Source organism: Myxococcus eversor, assembly GCF_010894455.1.
GTDB classification, from domain to species: Bacteria; Myxococcota; Myxococcia; order Myxococcales; family Myxococcaceae; genus Myxococcus; species Myxococcus eversor.
Genome location: NZ_JAAIXY010000011.1, coordinates 158741 through 175609, shown reverse-complemented (window position 1 = coordinate 175609; position 16869 = coordinate 158741). Strand labels below are relative to the sequence as shown.

Genomic DNA, 16869 nt, shown 5'->3' with positions numbered 1-16869 from the left:
TACCCCTCCGACCTACGCCCTCTCGGGACGTACCGTGACCGCCTCAACAACCACCCAAACGACACACCGCTCGCCCGACGCACCGGTGAAACAGGTCTCGAAAGACCCGCTCCCCAGGCGCCCCCTCTCATCGATACGGAGTGAACCGAACAGTTCGGCAGTCCCGTCGGCGGATCCGCGTGCCAACAGAGAGGCCGCACCACGTATGGGCCCACCGGGTCGGGGGTGGCACGCCTCGGCGGCGGCCACTCTCCCCAGACGCCGACCTACACGCCCTGTGCGGCCCCACAGGCAGCGACGATGGCCCGAATCACGTCACGAGGGAGATCTGGACGGCCGATAGAGACGTGGTCCTCGTCGCCCGGCGCATGGTTCGCCTCTCGGGCGAACAGACAAACACGCTCCCGCATCTCGGCGGACGCGGCAGCCAGCACCGCCCCCACTTCATTCGAGAGACACAAGACAGCGACTTCACGCGTCGCCAGTTCCTTGCTCATCAACCCGAGGTCGCATTCGAACTCGATGGCTCCGATCTGATCGGCAATCGAGACCACCTCCGAGTTCGGACCCGTGCGCGAAGGAACGGAGGGATTGAGCTCCACCTCATGGCGCCCGTCTCCCAGCTTCCGCAGCTCCGCATAGGTCACCCCGTGAAAGTCCTCACCGGGCCACACCTCGGTCAGCTCGCTCCATTTCCTGGAAAAAAGACTCATCACCAGGACACGACCTGCCTGCAACCGAATGAACAAGACCTTCATCGTGCTCAAAGAAATCGGGCGTCTCCTGACTTGTCATTAACCAGCACTATCAACGGCCCATCGAAAACGGAGCCATCCCCACGACTCCGGTCAAACAGGACGACCCATTCATCAGCCATTCTCGGGTGCTTCCGCGCTCCTGAGTCCAGGCGCAACTCCGCCTTCAACTCGCGTGCGACAAAATGCCGTGCCACATCAGTCGCCTCGTCAGCATTCATCGTTCAGACACCCTGACGATTCAACAACGAATCGCGGATCGACTCGGCTCGTCCACGGTCTTGAGCAGAGACCTCAACGTAGCTGCGCCCAGGCGTGAACAAGACAGGACCTCGTCGGATCCACAGATTGTCACCTCGCCACCAGGAGGTCCGCTCATCCGATGCCTCAGGGATCATGGCCACTCCTGGAATAGCAGAGGTCGCCGTGATGAGACCGTGGTCCTCTATATTGAGCTGGCATCGCCACCACCCAGCGCAGTCATGGAAGAGTTCGTATGAAACAGCATCATCCTCAATCAACTTCTCCACGGACGAATACACATACTCGTCCTCACAAAACACACCACGCTCTCCCACTGAATACGAGAACTGGAACGACAGCTTCATGACGAACTCATAGAGAACGTCCTCTCCGTCCAGCTCGTAGAACAGCAACTCCTTGGGCCCCCCATAGCGATCAGACCACAACCCGAAGGATGTCCTCGATGTTCCAATTCTGTAGGACAATCCCCCCCACCGTCGTTGCAACTCCACGACGAACCCCGAGACAGGAGCCTCATCTCTCGACAGGCCCGCAGCGGTGTCTTGAGGGGTCATCCTCTCCCGCCACTCGCCCGCCTCGGCGATCAATCTTTGCGCGCGCCCTGAAACCTCCATGACGTACCCCTTCTCATCACTCAAACAGTGTGCCAGGCGGGAACTGATCTCGCCTGAAAATCTGCTGGCACCATTTACACACGGGAACGAACTTCCCGTCCATGGGAGATATGGGCTTTGTGAACTCAATGTCCTCAAGCGCTTCCCCCATCAAACACAGTGCATTGGCCGTATGTTGCTCGCCGCATACCCCCAGGGGGTGCGCGGGTACCTGATCGAGATCCAGGTTTTCGGTAGCACTTGCGCGGCGATTGAGCTCCGCATGCTTCTCCCGCATCTCTTGAGACCAATACCCCGGCTCTCTCGGCTTCTGAGACCCAAGCGCCACGGCCTTCTTGGTCTTCTTGCCCTGCCCCCCTATTGCCACGCGCGTCCCTTGCCTCTGCTTCGACTTCGACTGGGTCCTGAACTCCTTGACGAAGTCCTCGAGCGCCTCTTCTTTCGTACCGAACGTCTTGGCCGAGGGGTCGTCTGGCCCCCCCGAGTTCGCCCCCTGAGCCATGAGGTACGGGAGTTGCGCCGACGGCGGCCCGAACGCGACACCTGGACGGGAAAGGGTAGCGGCGCCAGCCCCCCGGCTTCCGCCAAAGGCCAGGTCCATGGGCGCGGACGGAGGCCGTCGCATCGGCCTGATCGACCGCAACTCCAGCACCTGCATCGCCATCATCGCCGGCTCATGCACCATCTGATAGGACTGGCGGATCTCTGGTGCGAGCGTGTCCCCTTCGGCGTTGGGGTGCAGCGCCCCGAGCACCGCCATCGAGGCACCGATACCCGCCCGGGCGTGTTCGTTCTTCAGGACCCACTCACGAGCCGCCGCCGTCGTCTGATTCTGCGTGCGGTAGTAGTCCGCGGAGTTCTTGATGAGCTTGCAGCCCCTGTAGAAGTCTCCGTAGCTGGTGTTGAAGTCCGAGAGGTCGCTCTTGTCTTTCAACAAGATGTCATCGACCAGAGCGACGTAGCAGGCCCCCACCGTATCCTGCACGGCACCGCGCCCATCCGGGTCAGTGAACGTCAACGGATTCCCACGTGCATACAGCCACGGGTTCAGCTCGTTCGGCGTCGTCAGATAGGCCGAGGGTCCGACCGGGTCCTCGGAGAGGAATCGCCCCGTGTCCGAGTCATACCAACGCTGCTGGGCATACGTCAGGCCCGAATCCGCGTCCCAGGAGTGGCCTGTATATCCGATACTCGCCTGCGTCGAGGAGGGCGCCGCGCCATCGCGATAGTTGCCCCAGGCATCGTAGCGGTATCCCGTGAAGACTCCCTCTGACGTCACCCGCCCCACCGCGCTTCCAAGGCCGTCATGAAGGACGCGTTCGTCGCCCGAGGAGAGCGTCAGCCCGCCCAGCACCTCTTGATGCAGGCGAGAGCCGCCCGCGAGCTGCTCTTCGACGAGTTCCTCTCCAGCCCAGACGTATCGGGATTTGTCGGTCCCCGTCGTGCGCGAGCGGCGCAACCCATCGAATCCATAGCGATATTGGGTCGTCGTCTCCGTGGTGCCTTCAGACCCCTGCCGCTGCGTCCGAACTTGAGCCAGGCGCCCCGACACATCCCAGTCATAATCCGTCCTCCCAACCGACGGTCGCACCGCGCGGCGCACCCGCCCCGACCCATCCGTGAAGTACGCCGCCTGCTGTTGTGCGGACCCGGACTGCGCCAGGTCATCAATGGACGTCAGTCCTCCAGCCTCATTGAACGCGTAGACCAGGCGCCGCTCCGCCGAAGCCGCCTGCTCGTAGCCTTCCGTGGACAGAGAGCCGACATGACTCGACGCATGGCGCGCACCGAGGCGTGTCCCATCCGCCGCGAGCTTGTAAAGAACAGCGGCGCCCCCGGATTGACGCACACCCGTGAGGCGGTCCGCCTGGTCGTAACCATATTCCGTGAACTCAGGAACCAGCTCGTTCTCGTCGTTGGGCACCAGCGCGTCCTCTCGGATGCGGTTGCCTCGCACGTCATACGTGTATTGGAACGCGACCATGGGTGCACTGGCCGTCTGGCTGCAACCCACATCCAGGTCAGGCGTCGCGGTTCGAATCGCCTTCAACCAACCGCGACCGTCGTAGCACTTGCGCTCGACGAACTCGTCGTCAGCCACGTGCGAGAGCAACTCTCCGCCAGGCTCCCACGCCACGGCCCGTTCGATCTGCACGCCGCCACGGAGCGTACGCACCGAGTTGATGCGGCCCAGGTTGTCATAGCCAAACTCCTCCTCCAGCCGGGGACCATCGGCAAGAAGCCCCGACATACGACGGTGGAGCAAATCACTCCCCGGCACATACGAGAACTCGACCCAGTCTTCCTTGTCTGTCGAGTCGTCCTTGCCGCGCTGAATCCGTGTGATCCGGGCTCGATCATCGTAGTGGAAGCTGTTCAGAACGTTCTGGCTGCCCCGCTCCTCGTTCGCCTGCACCAATGCATCCAACGCGTCATAGGCAAAGACAATGCGGCTGACGTCCTGCTGCCCGGAGGAGGAGGCCCCAGCAGTGAAGGACTTCCAGATCGGCCGGCCGCGACCATCCATCAGGGTCTTGACGACGTCGCGATCGTTCCCGCTCAAGGACACCGCATTATTCGGGCTCGTCACCTTCCTGACGCCGTTCTCCCATGATGTCAGCCATTCCGAACTTCCGCGGTTCCGTCTCAGGGTTCGGCCAAGGTAGTCGTACTCGAAGGTCTCCGAGGGCACTCCGCCTGGTGGGCGGTTGATGGAGATCAACCGCCGCGAGGCATCGTATTCATACGAGAAGTGCGGCACGCCAGGAGGCGTGACCCTCAATACTTCCCCGAGCGGGCCATGCTTGTATTCCCAGGCGTCCCCGGGGTTGGCGGGGTCCCTCCAGACCTTCGCGATGAACCCACCCGCGTCGTAAGAGAAGTTCGTCTCCGTCGACTCGCCATTCTTCCCGAACCACTCTCGAACCAACAGGCCACGCGGTCCGTAGGTGAAGGCACGCACCCGGTCCGAGGGGTCCTTCACACTCTTGAGTCGTCCATCCAGCCGGTACGACATCAGGGTGCGCTCAGGCTGAGCGCCGGCGCCCAGGGAGATATCGGTGAGCAGCCCCTGGTCATACATGTAGCTCGTCAAGGGCTGTCCCGCCAGATGCTCCTCGGCAAGCAAGCCCGCCGCATCATAACTCCAGGAGTCCGTCAGTCCCCCCTGCGTCCGCGCGACAACCTGTCCCAGACTGTTCGTCTCCACCTCGAACTGGCGCGATGGGAGCGAGACCGTCGGCGAAGCGCTGACCGTGCCTGTCTGGAGGACGGAGACCGTGCGCCCGGTCCAGGGTGCTTTCGTCACATACTCATACGAATCCGATCCCGACTGCCAATGCTCACGAGTCTCCAGCGCCCTGCCCCGGTCATCGAACTTCTTGCGCTCCAATGTGCGCACCGTCGGAGACCCCTCACCGCCTTCCGTCCTTTCAGTCACCACCTGCTTCTGGAGCCATGGCCCGGCATAGGCATACGTCGTGGTGGTGGTGTTCCCGTTCGTGGTGGTACCGCCCCCGGCCACCGTGCGCGTGTCCTCACGGACTTCTTTCAGAAGCTGGTAGCGCGCGTTGAAGTAGCGGTAGCTCTTGTATCCGAGTGGATCTGTCTCCTCGATGGCGGAGTCTGGCACCGAGCCGTCCGCGCCGGGCTTCCCCTTCAAGCCATAGCTGTAGGCCCACCGAGCGCCCACGGCATTGCCGCCTGTGGCAACCAACTCGCGGGACGTGACCTGCCCGAAGGCGTCGTAGGTGTAACGCCAGTCCGAGTCTGGATGAGGGCCCTTCTGGCGCACGACACGCCCTTCCCCGTCCACGAAGAATTCCGTGACGGCGGCGGGATTGGTCGCGTCACCCGGCTCGTCCTTTCGGTACAGGTTGCCCGCGACGTCGTAGTGGAAGGTCGTGGCCTCCGTCCCATCGCCGTCGGTGGGGGCGACCTCGGACAAGGGCTGGCCACGTGAGTTGTAGGTGTAGTTCGTCGACGCGCGCACGCCCCCCACGGTACGAACCGTCTCCATCAGCCTGCCGGCGACGTCGGAGTACTCCTCTTCTTCTTCGACGCGCGCAGATCCGGGCAGCCGTCCGATCGTCCGGGTGATGGTGACCTTCCGGCGCTCCGTCGTGCCATGCAGCCAGTCCGCGTAACGACGAGTCTCCTCGAGGTCCAAGGGCCCCGACCCGGAGTCCATCGTTCGGGTGTAGCGCGTCAGACGGCCCAGCGCATCGTGGTACTCGAAGTGCTCATCCGTCGCCATGACGTGGTCCTGTCGCCGTGTCACGCGACCGGAGCCGTCATACTCCATGGCGACGTCCACGCTCGTGATGGACCCTCCGGACAGATTCGTCTTCGTGGACAGCACTCGCCCGAGGGCATCCGGAACGATGTCCAGCGCGTGGCTTGAAGCCCTGTTTCCGAAGGCCCGTGAATACACATCCCCATGAAAGTTGCGGCGCCACTCCTCCGAGCTGCGATCGCCACTCACCACGGGGGCCCCCGTGTAATCCCAATACACGGCACGTCCCAGGAAGTCGTAGCCAATTCGCGTCAGCAGCTCATTCTGATCCACGACGGCGCGAGGCTTCCCGTTGGAGTCGAAGTTCTGGTAGCGCAACTCATCGACGTTGGACGGCCCCTGAGTCGTCCCGGCGTTGACGATGCGAACGCCCGTCATCCATCCCGAGGCGACGTCATAGTCATAGGCGCGCTCGACCCCCACCGCATCCGTCGTCGAGACCAATCGACCATTGAGCACGTGTCGGTTGCGCACTGCAACCGACTCCAGCCCAGGAGGACCGAACGGGGTGCGCTCTTCCTCGAACACCCCTTGCCCGGCCTCATCACCCTCGAAGACCTCCCACGTCTCGAGAGTCTTCACGATGCCCGAGCCCGTCAGGCTCTCCTGCACCGTCATCCGGCGATGACCCGGGGTGTACGTGTACGTCCACTCCTGCGACGGAGTGCCCTTGATGAAGTGTCGGGTGATGCGGCCCTGGCTGTCGTACTGCCATGCTTCTTCGGCGCCTGTCTCGGCCTCCTTGATTTCGACGACGCGCCCGAAGGTGTCATACGACAGCCGCCGCGTGAGCGTGGCCAGCCCCAGTCCGCCCGCGTTCGGATTCGTCAAGGCAATCCGCTGCGGCAGCCCCAGGGCATTGAGTTCGCTGTAGGCAATCTGTTGTGCGAGTGCGTCGGTCTCCTCGGTGAGAGTTCCCGTGCCGTCCATGGCGAATGAGCGACTTCCGGAGTTCATCGCCGTGGTGCCATTGTTGTTGAGGACGGTGATGCCCTCGACCTGGCCCTCCGCTGTCACACGGGTGTTGATCGCCTGGGTTCCCGACTGGGCCGGAGTGATTCGCTGGTCCGGGATGCCGAACTGCTGGTTCACGGGAAACGTGAACGTCTGACGAAGGAGTTCGGGTTGAGCGCCGTCACCGAAAGTGTCCTGGAAGCCTTCCGTTGCTGGGGGAGCCTCTTCCAACTTCAGGGAGAGCAATCGATGCGCGGAATCGATGCTGTAGCCAAGCTGGGCCTTGTTCGGGAGGGTCACGTGCTCTGGTGAGATCTGACCATCACTGCGCCAGACGGTCTTGTGCTCGTACGTCCCCATGGTGATGCTCGCGGCGCTTCCGTAGCTCGTCAGGGTGTACGCGACGTGCACGCCATCCGGGCGCGTCACCTTTCGCCGGCCACTGCCTTCGTAGACAAACAGGTACGGCCTCGGCCCACGGCCCGTGCTCCCCGAGGAATCAATGACCTCTCCAGGTGGGACGTGCTTGTAGGTACTCGAAGTCCCAGTGCTCGCGTAATTGGCGACCCACTGATCGAAGAACGTCAGCTCAGCGTCCTCGGAGGGAGCAACCCCCGGCGTCAGTTGGAAGCGCGCGGTCCTCAGCTCGTTGACCAGCCGCCAGCGGGAGTACCCAGATGTGTCCGGTGGCGGTGCGTATTGGTAGACCCACGCCTGATGAGGCAGGCCCGTCTGCCGTCTGGCTCGCAGGAGGTTGCCCCAACCATCGTGTTCGAACTGCACGCGGTGGATGGCGGCTGAAGCAACCGGCGGCTGCTGTGGGTCCAAAGGCAGGCGCGCGTTCATGTAGAGCCCCACCGCGGACAGCAACTTCAATCCCTGGGTCCGGGCCAGGAGCTGCAGCTTCTGCGTGGCGCCTGGGCCATCCGCGTCCTTGTACTCGAACGCGAGGGAGATGGCCCCCGGTGAGCGGGAGACCCGCACCACCCGGTCCGAGTCCGGCGCATACGTCAGCGTCGTCCAGCCCTGCTTCGGGCTGTCCTTTCCTTGCCCATCCGAGAACTCGGTCAGCACCCAGCGACGCTGATCCGGAATGCCCGGGTCAATGACGGAAGGCGTCTTGAAGCGATAGACCATTCCTTGAGGCGTCTTGAACTCGGCGCCATCGACATTCACCACCAGGCGGCCACCGTGTGACTTGTCCGACTTGCAGTCGCTCGCGGACCGGGCGGACGGATTCACCGTGTCGCACGAGGGGAAGTCATAGGACTGGCCACTCAGCACGACGATGTAGCGGCCGAGTTCCTCCTCGACGACGAAGCCCTCGTAGGCATGCGACCACCCGACTCCCAGCGGTGACACCTCATTGCTCTGGTTGTTGAACGTCCGGGAGAAGCTCGCGGACTCCGCGAGGTGCGGCACCGAGAAATCCTCGTACGTCGTGCTGAGGTGGCCTCCGGCGAGGTTGACGCCCTCCACCACCGTCTGGCTGGCTGCTCGTGCGTTGACGAAGGTGTAGCGACCCACGGGCTCGCCCAGCGCCATCTTCACGGGCGCGCTCGCGCCGCTCGGTCCCGCATCGGGCTGGATGACCAGGAACAGTTCCCGGCCCTGGGTCGGCATATCCTGCATACGTCCCAGGTCGTTCGTCAGGGGCAGCGCGAAGCGCCGTGCACCATTCGCCCCCGGCTTCGGCAGTTGGATGAGCGGTTGTTTGACGCGCGCACTACCTTCATCGAGGTAACGGACCACTTGGTAGCTGCCGACCCCAGTCACGTAGTTCGGCGTGTACCGAAGCTCCGCAGCCTTGAGCAGCGTGGACGCGTTGCAGTCCGGCCCTTCGCAGATGCGGATGATGCCGTTGGTCAGCGTGTCAGGCTCGATGGCGAAGTGGGCCATGGCCTTGACGGAGATGGGGCGCGCCACCGCCGGCACGGCCAGGCTGTTCAGCGAAGGCGACGAGGGAGTCGACCTCGCCATGGAGCGCTCCAGCGTGTCCTCGCTGCCCGCCGTCACGAAGTCCGTGCGCGGGGAGATGCCGTGGAAGTTGAAGCGGTACAGGACGTTGTCCGCGTTCCCGCTCAGGTACAGCTCGAAGTACAGGATGTCCGCCGCCGACAGCACCTCCGGCAGGAACTCGCCGTCGCACGTCCCCGTGAGCCTGCCGTCCTCGATGACGATGGGGCACTCGATGCCGAAGTCATCCGTGCCCAGCCGTAGCCGGTACTCGCCGCTCACCGTCCCCGCGCGACCCGGCAGGTCCGGCTCCTGGAGGCTGTCGATGAGGAACTGGTACGCGACGTCATCGTCCGTGGCCTCCGGCCGAGGCAGCCCCGTCAGCACGCGTCCGGCGTCGGCACTGCCCGCGTCGGCCCCCCCCTGGTCTCCCGTCTGCGCCGTGACGGTGACCTTGCCCAACTCCAGCACGCGGAACTCGTGCTCCCGCGCGCGGTCATACCGCTCCAGCGCCGAGCCATCCGCCTCGCGGTGCCGATAGACGTTCTTCAGGCCCACCGCCCACTTGGGCAACTTGTCCGGATGTTCCTCCTCGGACTCCGCCTCTCCATCGATGTCCTGGCACTCGCCCGGCTCACAGAAGTTCGGCGGAGGGGCGTTGACCTCGTCAGGCTGCAGGAAGCCGTCGTCGTTCCTGTCCCGCTCGTACATCGGGTGTCCGACGACGTGCAGGTAGTAGTTCGCGCGAGACAGCGAGCTGAGCGACACCATCGCCCCGGACTCGTTCTGATACGTCAGCGACGCCTGGACGGAGGCCGTGTGGCGGCCTGGACGCACCGGGAAGGCGACGACGACGGGCTGCTCCACCGCCGTCTGCGTCACCTGCACCAGGCGGCCCGCCAACGGCGGCACACCGGTGGGCACATCCACCACCCGAGGCGTCCCCGTGTCACACCGGCCCAGCAGTCGCTGCGGTGACGTGGCGGGCAGCTCGGAGCAGAACAACTCCAGCTCCTCCCCGGGCGCACCACGGTCTCTCAAGAACCCGGGCTCGCAGATGCCACCGTCCGGCAGGAAGCCGGCATCCGTGCACTCGGCATCGTCGGAGCCGCCATCGGTGGACACGGGCGTACCCGCGTCCGTCGGAGTCCCCCCATCCAGCATCGGCTCGGGGAGCTGGCGCACGCGCCAGTGCGTCGCCATCTGGAGGAAGTCATCCCGCGTCGTCGCCGCGCCACCGTGGCGGATGAGGCTGGGACGCGTGGGGACCTGGACACCCTCCGGCGTCATCCGCCGGGCCACGCGGACATCGATTTCGGGCGGGAAGAGCTTCAAGTCGGCCGGGATTCCCAGCTCGGACTGCGTGCAGCGAGACAGCGTCATCGGCTCGCCGAGCTCCGACACCTGGAGCGGTCCACCGGCCTCGTCGTCAGCCTGGCAGCCTCCCGTCTCCGTGCGGCTCACGCGATTGATGGCCGGCACGGTGACGGACGTCATGCCCGAGTAGCCCGTGGCGTGATTCACCGCGAAGACAACCAGCCGGTCTCCGGGGTTCAGCCGCAGCGTGTTGGTCCGGTTGTCGCGGCAGTTGCCGTCGTAGTACCCCTGGTCCTCCGTGCTCAGTGAGCCCGCATCGGACGTGCCGAGCTGTCGCTCCAACTGCCGGCACCGCTCCCGCGCGGACTGCCGGATGCGAGCGGCCGGGCCCGTACGAACGCGCGAGTAATAACCGTGAGGCGTGTCCTCGGTCGGCGGTCCCTGCGTGCAGGCGAAGCCATTGGCCGTGCCCGCGGCGAACGTCGCGATGGGGTGCTCCAGGTCGTCCGCGCGGAAGAAGTGGACCTCCGTCGACTTCACGTCCTTCAGCGCGATGTCGTTGAACTCACCAGGAGTCGACGCCGCTTCGCTGTGCGCCTCCGGGTCACAGTTGAGCGCCAGCGGCTCACCGTGACGGTTCACGAAGGTCAGCGCCCCGTACAGCATTCGCACGTCGACCAGGATGTCCGCGCGCGTGGTGGCGCCCGGATACAACCAGAACGTCTGCGAACAGATGGGGAACTGATTGAGCGTGGGCGTGTAGTGCACCACGCCGTCCTCACCCAGGCGCTCCACCATCCGAGGCCCCGTGGGGACCTCCGTGCAGGAGATGCCCATCTCCCCGCCCATGAGCCCGGGCACCGGGATTCCGTAGCCACCCGACGTGCCCGTCGTCCCCGCGGAGCCACTGCCCGGCCCCGTGAGGGTGACTCGCAGGTTCTTGAAGCGCACGGGGCTGTGGACCGCCTCGTCCTCGGCCTCGTTGAACGTGTCCTCCAGCGTGCGCAGCCGCAGCGTCGCCGTCGACGGGCCGCCGTCCGCGGGCTCCGCGATCAACTCCGCCTCGAACTTCATCAACCGGTGCGTGGACTGAGACAGCCCGGACAGCGTCACCGTCGTCTTGCCGATGGGGAGCGCGACACGTGGCGCGAGCGCGGCCTCACCCTCACCCTGGGACTGCCACGCGCCCACGGTGGGCTCGGAGAGCGGCCCCGAGGGCCCCTCCGCCGTCAGCTTGACGAGCACCGTCTCCGGGTTCGCCACGTCATAGGGGTCCGCCGACTCGAACCGCGAACGGAAGTCGAGCGCGAGCGTGTACGGCAGCGTGACGACCTGCTCCGAGGCCGGCTGGCCGACCGGCGGCACCACCGGCGCACGGACCTCCAGCTCCAGTTGGCGCTCCAGCGGCGCGCGGACCGAGCCCGTCACCGCGCCGGGAACGGCCATCCCGAGCATCGTGTCGAAGGCGTTGTACGCCGCCATGTCCAGGCCACCCCCAAACTGGGCGTGGGCATCCGCCACCAGGAGGTTCGTCAGGAGCTTCTTCCACAGAGGCTCCGACGACTGGGAAGGACGCACCCGGTCCATCAACCCCTGGACGCCTTCGCCGTCCTCCTCCGAGCCCGCGTCCGGGTTCATCCCCAGCGCCGTCGCGACGGCGACATGCTGGTCCTTGTTGAGCGGCACATAGCCGATGAACTCCAGCGACGTGAGCCCCAGGGGCGCCAGCGGCGTCAGCGTGGCGCGGTCCTCATCCACCCGAGCGAACCCCACGCGCTTGAGCACGTGTCGCTGAGGGTCATGTCCCAGCACCATCGCCAGGCGCCCCGCGGGCAGGTTGGCGCGGTTGGGGAACTTCACGGACACCGTCTTCTGCAGACGCAGTCCGGCGGGACCAATCTGCCAGACGGCCCCGAGCGCCGCGCGCCCATCCATGGGCAACGGCAGCGCATACGGCTGAAGCTCCGTCGCGGTGACGAGCCCTCGCGTCATGCCATCCTCGAAGAAGAGACCGTCCTCGGGCACGTCCACGCCCAGGTCCGGGTGACGGTTCGCGAACCGCAGCATCATGGGCTGACGGGCGTCCACCACCTGCGCGGAGGCCGTGTCCACGGCGGTGAGCACCAGCGGCGTGTCCAGCGTGTCGGCCTCCTCGTTGACGAACAGCCGTCGGCGCAGCGTGGGGAACGAGGCACCCTCGGACGTCAGGCCGCCCTCGTAGCGGAGCACCACTTCCCCGCCCTTGGGGCTGAACAAGGTCCAGTTGCCATCCGGGCCCGTCACCGTGGTGAGGCTCGTCCCCTCCATCGCGACCTTCACGCCGGGCAAGGGGCGGTAGTCCGCGTCCACCACGTAGCCGCGCACCCGCGTCAGCGGCCGGCGCACCGTGAAGTCACTGGAGAAGTCGCCCCCCATCCCCGGCGGCATCTCCGGTGCCAGCGCCTGCTTCACCTCCACCGTCAGGCGGGCGCCTTCCGGGAGTGGGTCCCTCGCGATGAAGGACACCGTCTGAGAGCCGGGAATCACCGAGTAGCCACCCGGCAGCGGCGTGGATTGCCCCTGCACGCGGACCTTGAAGTTCTCGGACAGCGCGGTGCCCAGGATGGGCTTGTTGAAGGACACGCTCACCAGGGCGTCCGGCTCCACGCCCTGCTCGCCCGAGCGAGGAGACACACCCGTCACCTGAAGCGGCGCATCACTCGCCTTCAGGTAGCGCACGGTGACGGAGGCCGAGCTCATCATGCCGCTGGTCTCCCCTTCGGTATCCTCGGCGGTGACCTGGATGACGTTCTCACCGTGCGCCAGCGGCACCTCGGCCGTGTACTCATTCGTCGACGACGTCACCTCGTCCGTCCCGATGGTCACGACACGTCGGCTCCCGCCGTTCTCGACGCGGACCTTCACCGTCACCACCGGCGTCGGAGACTCGGAGCCATCCACCGGCTCCAGGATGGTGATGCGCGGAGCGCTGCTTCGCAGCGTGAGCTCCACCGTCTCCTGGCTGCGATTGCCCGCGACGTCGAACGCGGTGACGACCACGGACTTGGGTGTGTTGGCCGTGAGTTCCACGTAGGAACTGAACGCGCCCGCGATGACCCGTGCCCGTTCGCCGTTGACCAACACCTCCGTCAGGTGCCGGTCGCCCGCCGTGCCCTGGAGGAGATAGGGAGAGCTGGAGAGGCGACTCCACGTCTCGGGAAGCGTGGGCGGGGTGAGCACGATGTGCGGCGGCGTGTGGTCCACCGCCACCGCGCGGGTCTGCGCGTGGGTGCGTCCGCGTGCATCCGTCACCTTGAACTGGAGTGTGTGGTCGCCATCCACGAGCGCCAGGGCGCCCGTGAAGTCCTGGCCGTTCACCGCCATGTTCACGCCCTGCACCGTGACTCGCAGCGGAAGCGTCCCGCCTTCGATGTGACCGCTGACCACGAAGCGAGGACCGCCGTACACGCCCCCTTCGAGCGGCGCGTCCACGACGAGCACCGGGTCCGGCTCGAGCCCGGGCCCCGCGTCCTGCGTGCCTCCGGAGCCACCATCCGCGCCCACGCCCCCATCGCTCGAAGCGCCGCCGCCAGCATCCGGCCTCGTGCCCGCGTCCGGAGTTCCGCCATCCGCTTCCGTGCGCGTGAGGGTGCGGACGACCTCCTCGGTCGCCCCGTAGCTGTCTCGCGCGATGATGGAGATGGACCGCGTCTCTCCGGGCGACACCGAGACGACGTGCGAGAAATCACCCGAAGGGGAGAGCGTGACGGCCGTCCCAGCCACCGTGACAGTCACGGTGTCCTGCGGGTCCGCTGCCTTCGCGTTCCCGCTCACCGTCAAGGAGGCCGAGGTGATGACCTGGTCATCCGGGGGCGAGGTGACGACGAGCGTGGGCTTCGCACCACTCGCGCGGACGTTGCGCGTCACCGTCTCGACATGTCCGAACACGTCCGTCGCCACCACGACGAGCGTGTTGTCACCCGCGGTCAGCGGCACCCGGTGGGAGAAGCTCCCGTCCGAGGCGACCGCCACCGTCTGGCCATTGACGGTGAGCGTCACCGACGACGTGTCCAGGACCTTTCCCATGACTTCGGTGAACAGCTCCGGGAGGCGAGCGTTCTGCGCCGGAGCCGTGACGGTCAGGTTCGGCTTCTCCGAGTCGCGGGTCACCGTCACCGTGTGAGTCGTGACGTTGCCGGCCTCGTCGGTCGCGGTCAGCTCGAGGTGGTTGGTCCCCTCCTCCAGGCTCAAGGTGGTCCGGTGGCGACCGTCCTCGCCGCGCGACAGCTCGGTCGCGCCCAGGCGCACCGTCACATTCGAAAAGGTGTCGGTGACCTGCAGCACCAGCTCCAGACTCGCCTCTTGGGTGACGGTCCCATCGGCGGGGCTCACCCGCGCAACGGTGGGCGGCGTGCGGTCCAACGTGAAGTGGACGGTTCGCGTGAGCGAGTTGCCCAGGTCGTCCGCGACGGTGATGACCAGGGTGTGCGGGCCTTCGGTCTCCACCGCGCTCCCACTGGTGAAGCTCACGGTGTCGAGCGTCGCGGACAGGGTCACCGTCCCCTCGTCCGTGGCGCTGAAGACAGGCACGAGCCGGGCGGCCTTGCTGACGAGTCCGTCGGAGACACCGGAGAGGGTGATGGTGGGCGGCTCCGCATCCACGCGGAACGAGCGCTGGAGCTCCGTCTGGTGCTGCGCGCCATCGCGCGCCACGGCGATGAAGACGTGAGGGCCGTGCTCTGTGATTGCCGCTCCGCTCGTGTAGGGCTCTCCATCCAACGTGCCCGTCAGCGAGGTCAGATTCGCGTCCTCGGCGGCGAACTCAATCGCCACCGGGGCGGCTCGGCGACTGCCCTCGTCCACACCCGACACGGTCAGCTCGGGCGGGGTCCGGTCGATGGCGAACGTGTGCTCCTCACGTGTGACGTTTCCAGCCGCATCCGTGGCCACGACGATGAGCGTGTGGGCGCGCTCCTCGGTGATGGGGCTTCCACTCGTGAAGGGCTGGCCGTTGAGCGTGGCCTCCACCGTCACGGACGTCAGGGCGTCCGTCGCATCGAACGTGGGGACCACCTGCTCCACATCCACGACCTGGCCGCTCGGAACCCCCGACACCGTGAGGGTGGGCGGATGGATGTCGATGGTGAAGTGCACCACCTTCCGGGTGAGGTTGAGGACGTCGTCCTCGGCGAGGACCTCCAGCGCCCGCGCCCCCGAGTCCGTCGTGGCGCTGCCACTGGTGAACGGCTCTCCATCCAGCGTCGCGCGCACCTGGACGGCGCCTCCCGAGTCATCCGTCGCGCTGAAGGAGATGACCACGGAGGGCCCCTTGGTCACGAACCCTTCGTGGACTCCCGTGACGACGATGACTGGCCCCTGCGCATCCACGGAGAACGTGCGCGTCACCGACGACTGATGTCCCAGCCGGTCCACCGCCACCGCGGTGAAGGTGTAGGCCCCGTGCGCGGCGATGGTTGTCCCACTCACATAGGGCGAGCCGTTGAGCGTCGCCGTGACGGAGTCCAGGGTGAGGTCACTTCCGCTGAACGTCACGATGGCGCTGGGATACCTGCCGCCGTTCGTCACGCCCGACACCGTCAGCACCGGCGCCGAGCGGTCCAGCGTGAAGCTGACCTCCTCCTGGGTCTCGTTCCCCGCCAGGTCCGTCGCGGTGACGACCAGCGTGTGAAGCCCCTCGGCGCTCACCGCCGTACCGCTGGCGAAGGGCTGCCCATCCAGGGTCGCCACCACCGAGGGTGACGGGCTCAGGTTGTCCGAAGCGGCGAAGGTGGGCACCACTTGCGCGGTGTCCACCTCCTGCTCATGCGTGACACCCGAGATGGTGACCACCGGCGGCGTCGTGTCGATGACGAGGACGCCTTCCGTCTGGTTCGTGTTCCCAGCCATATCCGTGGCGGAGACGACCAGAGTGTACTCACCCTCCAGATACAGGTCCCACGGAGACGTTATCGGCTGACCGTCCAACGTCGCCGTCGCCACCAGGGGCCACAGCGGCCCTCCGGGAACAGTGCCCTCCGCGAAGAACTCCAGGGTGACGGGCACCTCCTTGAGGTGGTCCCCATCAGCGAAGCCCGCGAAGCCGACATCCGGCAACGTCCTGTCGACGTAGAAGAGGACGGTGCGCGACGCGGTGTTCCCCGCGCCGTCCGTCGCCGTCACCACCAGCAGATACCTTCCCTGGGAATGGACGGGCGCGCGCAACGTGAAGGGGAGGCCGTTGAGGGTCGCGGAGAGCGACACGGCGTCCACATCCGTCGCCGAGGCATTGGGGTAGACAGCGGGTGCTTTGGAGTGTTCGCCCTCCTCGACACCGGAGATGGAGATGACGGGCGCCGTCATGTCCACGCGGAAGGTCCGCGTCACCGTCGTGGACAGGCCCATGGTGTCCGTCGCGCGGACGATGAGCGCATGCGGTCCCTCGCTCGACACCGTCACGCCACTGGCCACCGGCTCGCCGTCCAGCCACGCCTCCACGAGCGTCGCGCTCTGGTCCGTGACCGTCCACGTGAGCGTGGGCGCGACTCGCACCGATGCGCCCTGCGCCACGCCGCTCACGGCGATGGCGGGAGGTGTCACATCCCCGGCCACCGCCTGACGTACCTGTTCCGCGCGCGGCGGAGCTTGCGTCGACGCGACTTCGGAACGAGACCGCTCCTGACCACACCCCAGCCACACGCCAAGGAGCGCCACCACCCACACGCCACGACCATTCATG

Annotated in this window: 3 protein-coding genes; all 3 read right to left on the bottom strand. The window is 66.1% G+C overall.

Annotated features, from left to right (window positions below; translation table 11 throughout):
- Positions 1–266: 266 nt before the first annotated feature.
- The 3 genes from G4D83_RS22955 to G4D83_RS22945 all read right to left on the bottom strand — a co-directional run bounded on the left by G4D83_RS22955 (position 267) and on the right by G4D83_RS22945 (position 16868).
- Complete coding sequence (locus tag G4D83_RS22955) at positions 267–767, bottom strand: hypothetical protein (protein ID WP_163866949.1); 501 nt, start codon at positions 765–767, stop codon at positions 267–269.
- Positions 768–979: 212 nt separating this feature from the next.
- Positions 980–1657: a hypothetical protein gene (locus tag G4D83_RS22950; RefSeq protein WP_163866948.1), complete on the bottom strand. Its 678-nt coding sequence runs from the start codon at positions 1655–1657 to the stop codon at positions 980–982.
- Complete coding sequence (locus G4D83_RS22945) at positions 1650–16868, bottom strand: RHS repeat-associated core domain-containing protein (protein ID WP_163866947.1); 15219 nt, start codon at positions 16866–16868, stop codon at positions 1650–1652. Before G4D83_RS22945 ends, G4D83_RS22950 begins: the two co-directional genes overlap by 8 nt.
- Position 16869 lies beyond the last annotated feature (1 nt).